The sequence below is a fragment of the Vibrio sp. S12_S33 genome (assembly GCF_963889785.1).
In the GTDB taxonomy this organism is placed as follows: Bacteria; Pseudomonadota; Gammaproteobacteria; order Enterobacterales; family Vibrionaceae; genus Vibrio; species Vibrio aestuarianus.
In genome coordinates this window covers 1-3,383 of the sequence record NZ_CAWPQZ010000093.1, presented here as the reverse complement: position 1 = coordinate 3,383, position 3,383 = coordinate 1, and the positions used below count along the sequence as shown (strand labels likewise).

At 38.8% G+C, this 3,383-nt stretch carries 4 protein-coding genes and 1 pseudogene; all 5 read left to right on the top strand.

All coding sequences use genetic code 11. From position 1 onward, the window contains the following. A pseudogene (locus tag AACW06_RS18905) lies at positions 1 to 175 on the top strand (GNAT family N-acetyltransferase); the annotation flags it as partial. Between the two features lie 140 nt (positions 176 to 315). Then, complete coding sequence (locus AACW06_RS18900; RefSeq protein WP_192076252.1) at positions 316 to 894, top strand: hypothetical protein; 579 nt, start codon at positions 316 to 318, stop codon at positions 892 to 894. A 166-nt stretch (positions 895 to 1,060) separates the two neighbouring features. Beyond that, positions 1,061 to 1,501 (top strand): zinc ribbon domain-containing protein, encoded by a 441-nt coding sequence (locus tag AACW06_RS18895; RefSeq protein WP_192076251.1) that lies wholly within the window; start codon positions 1,061 to 1,063, stop codon positions 1,499 to 1,501. A gap of 174 nt (positions 1,502 to 1,675) precedes the next feature. Further along, positions 1,676 to 2,158: a rod shape-determining protein gene (locus AACW06_RS18890; RefSeq protein ID WP_038887810.1), complete on the top strand. Its 483-nt coding sequence runs from the start codon at positions 1,676 to 1,678 to the stop codon at positions 2,156 to 2,158. Between the two features lie 709 nt (positions 2,159 to 2,867). Further along, positions 2,868 to 3,122, top strand: coding sequence for a hypothetical protein (locus AACW06_RS18885; RefSeq protein WP_045570475.1), 255 nt, complete (start codon positions 2,868 to 2,870; stop codon positions 3,120 to 3,122). The last annotated feature ends 261 nt before the right edge of the window (positions 3,123 to 3,383 follow it).

The following is a 3,383-nucleotide window of genomic DNA, read 5'->3' as shown; positions in this document are numbered from 1 at the left end:
AAGCGTAGCTTGTGAACTTGGTTTGTCATTGCTGGTTCTCGACACACGTTTAGGTGACATTGCATCTTCATTATATCGTTCAATTGGTTATACCGAGGCAGGTCAAATTCCTCAGTTCGCACGTAGTTCAACAGGTGAGCTAGAAGGCACAGTTTACTTCTTCAAACTATTGTAATTTAACAAACAATTTAAGAGTGATTCAGCACGCTCGGCAATTTTGGTTTGGGTCGGTTTTCGTGTTTACGGTGTTCCAATTGAGTGTCGTGGTTGCGTGCTTCACACCTTAATTGGGCGTTATAGCTTATGGAGAAAACTATGGATTTCGAGTCACTATTTTCTGAACATGAAAATTGGCATACAAATGCTTGCTTGAATTTTCAATCAGATATGTCTCATGGATACATATATGGTTATAAAAAGGCTGCTGATGCGTTAGTCAAAAAGATCATCAAAAATCATTCTGAAATAGACTATTTGGTATATCCGATAGTTTTTCTTTATCGTCATCACATTGAATTGCAACTAAAAAATATTATTGAGCTAAACATTCAACTTCACGATAGTAATGATAAAGTGACCCCAACTCATAAAATCAAAGATCTGTGGCCTCAAGTTAAAGGTTACTACCGAAAATTGAATAATCGGAGCAATCAAAAAGAAATAAGTTTCATTGACAAAATTATGGATGAGCTATGTACCATCGATCCAGAGTCGATGAACTTTCGGTATAGCAAAACAAGAAGTGGTGAGATTCCAAACAAAGACTTGAAGCAGATTAACGTCGAAGTCTTTTCTGCGCTTATTGGAAAAGTTAGCGATGCATTAGAAACATTTGAGTATCAAATGCGCTATGAATTGGACAATAAATCGGAGCACTCGTCAGGCCAGCTATAACAATCAATTTAAGAGGGATTCACAACGCTTGGCATTTTTGCTTCTACTTCAAATTTAGTGTTTATGGCACAATGCTTTAGGTTTGGGTGAATGCGTTGTTCACCCCTTAATTGGGCGTTATGTGTATACAGAAAGAACTAAAGTTACAACGGATATAGGTAGGAATATGAAAGAGCCATCAAAAGAAGGGCAAAAAAATGACTCAGTACAGAAAGTTACAATGGCAGATGAACAAGGGAATATTGCATCTATAAAAACGGGTCGCGCACCGTCTTTAGGAAGGGGGTTAAGTGAACTAGTGGGGGGTACTCTATTTGGAGTTGTTTGGATTAATACAACGGCTGATTCCGGCCCAGAATATTGGAGTCTGATTGGATATTTTATAATCGTATCTTCAATTATTACTGGTATTTACCATATTTATAATGCATTTGCCCAAAATAGGTTTTCAGCGCAAGACATAGTCTCTCCTGATAAGGAGCCAGACCCATTTAACAAGATATTAGGTCGTGATACTCCACAGGCTCAGTCGTACTGCGCGAGTTGCGGTGAAGAAATCAAAGGTGATAATAAATTTTGCCCAAGCTGTGGTGCTAAATTAGGGTAGAAAATACACATAACAATAAATTTAAGAGTGATTCACAACGCTTGGCGCTTTCACTTCAGTCTAGTTTTGTGTTTATGGCACAATCCTTTAGGTAGGGTGCTAGCGTTGTTCACACCTTAATTTGGCGTTAAATGGCTAGGTTGACTATGTCACTCAAAGGAGAGTAGTAAAGTAATGGGTATGTTTATTAGAGGACTAATTTCTTATGACTTATTAGTGGAGTTGAGTGAAAGTAAAATAGTCATTCGAACGATAGGAAATGGTCCCAAACTTGAGTACGAGCCATATTTAGCCGTGGAAACTGCAGGTAAAATCCGTGTGATGAAAGGTGTCGGTTCAGAGGCTAAGTTACAGTCAGGAACCGGTGTTAAGGTCATTAACCCGTTTGCTCATCCACGCTCTTTTGTTGCTGATTTTTATGTTGCTGAAAAATTGATACAACACGGTGTTCGAGAAATACATAAATCGAAAATTTTCAAACCAGCACCTCGAATCATAATGCACCAACTAGAGAAAACAGAAGGCGGCTTAACAAACGTTGAGGAAAGAGTTTTAAGAGAGCTTGCCCTAGGTAGTGGAGCACGAGAGGTCGTCATTTATGTCGGGGAAAAGTTAGATTCAGATAGAATTACTTTTGATGATGTGAAGAGAAAATAGCCATTTAACAAACAATTTAAGAGGGATTCCCAACGCTTGGCATTTTGCTTTTACTTCAATTTTAGTGTTTACGGTACAATGCGTTAGGTTGGGTGGTAGCGTTGCTCACCCCTTAATTGGGCGTTATGTGTTTGATGAATTTTTAGGGGCAAAGCTACGATTTCATTGAGAATTTGTTCCGTGTTTTCGGCAGGTTGGCTTGCTCGAAATGGATTCTTGAACAATCTGAGATTGATCATTTCCAAGGTTCTTGGGTTGCCTCAATTGCGTTTTGGATCTGGTTTATGTTGAATTTTATCGGTTTCAAATCGCTTTAATTGAAATGCCTTTTTGACTGATTTTCTTGCTGACATTCAGCTCTGAAAGTCTGGTGAAGCAAAATGTTTTGTTGTGGCTGAAAGGGCGCTTTCTTTGTTGTTGATTCTGTAAGTGGCTCTCTTTGGCTAAGATCGCTGTGAAATTTAGGTTTTAGTAAGTATCGTTTTTGCAGGTAACTTATTAAAATCTCTTCATTTCTACGGTGGTTTACTTTGAATTCACGGTAAAATTCACATAACAAACAATTCAAGTGGATTCTCAACGCGTGGCAGTTTTACTATGCGTCAGGTAAAGTGTTTACGGTGCAATGCAGCGGCTTGGCCAGTGCGTTGTTCACCACTTAATTGGGCGTTAGCACAAAGATTGAGATTTGCATACAAGGAAAGTTTTTATGTCTGATTCTGATAATGGTACAGAGCTGTATTGCAGTAAATGTAATAAAAAAACATTGCATCGAAGATTAAGTGCTTCTGAGGTTGAAGCCCAAAAGACTGAGAAGAATAATCCAAAGTACAAAATTCTTCATTTTGTGTTTAGCGTATTACTTAATCAAAATAACTCGAAATCAAATATCAGCTATTTCAAGTGTGCTGTTTGTGGATCCGAGTACAACGAGAATGAAAGCATGCCTCATGGCTGGGGCTAGAAATCATTGGTATACTTTGTGCTAACAAACGCTTCAAGAGGGACAGCCAACGCGCGGCATTTTTACTATGCGTTGGTTTGTGTGGTTACGGTGTTATGCGGTAAGTTGGTAGTAGCGTTGTCTGCCCCTTAAGCGGGCGTTATGTGTTGGATGAGTTTTTGAGGTTAATTCTACGATTTCATTGAGAATTCGCTCCGTGTTTTCGGCAAGTTGTCTTGGTCGAAATGGATTCTTGAACAACCTGAGATTGATCGTTTTCAA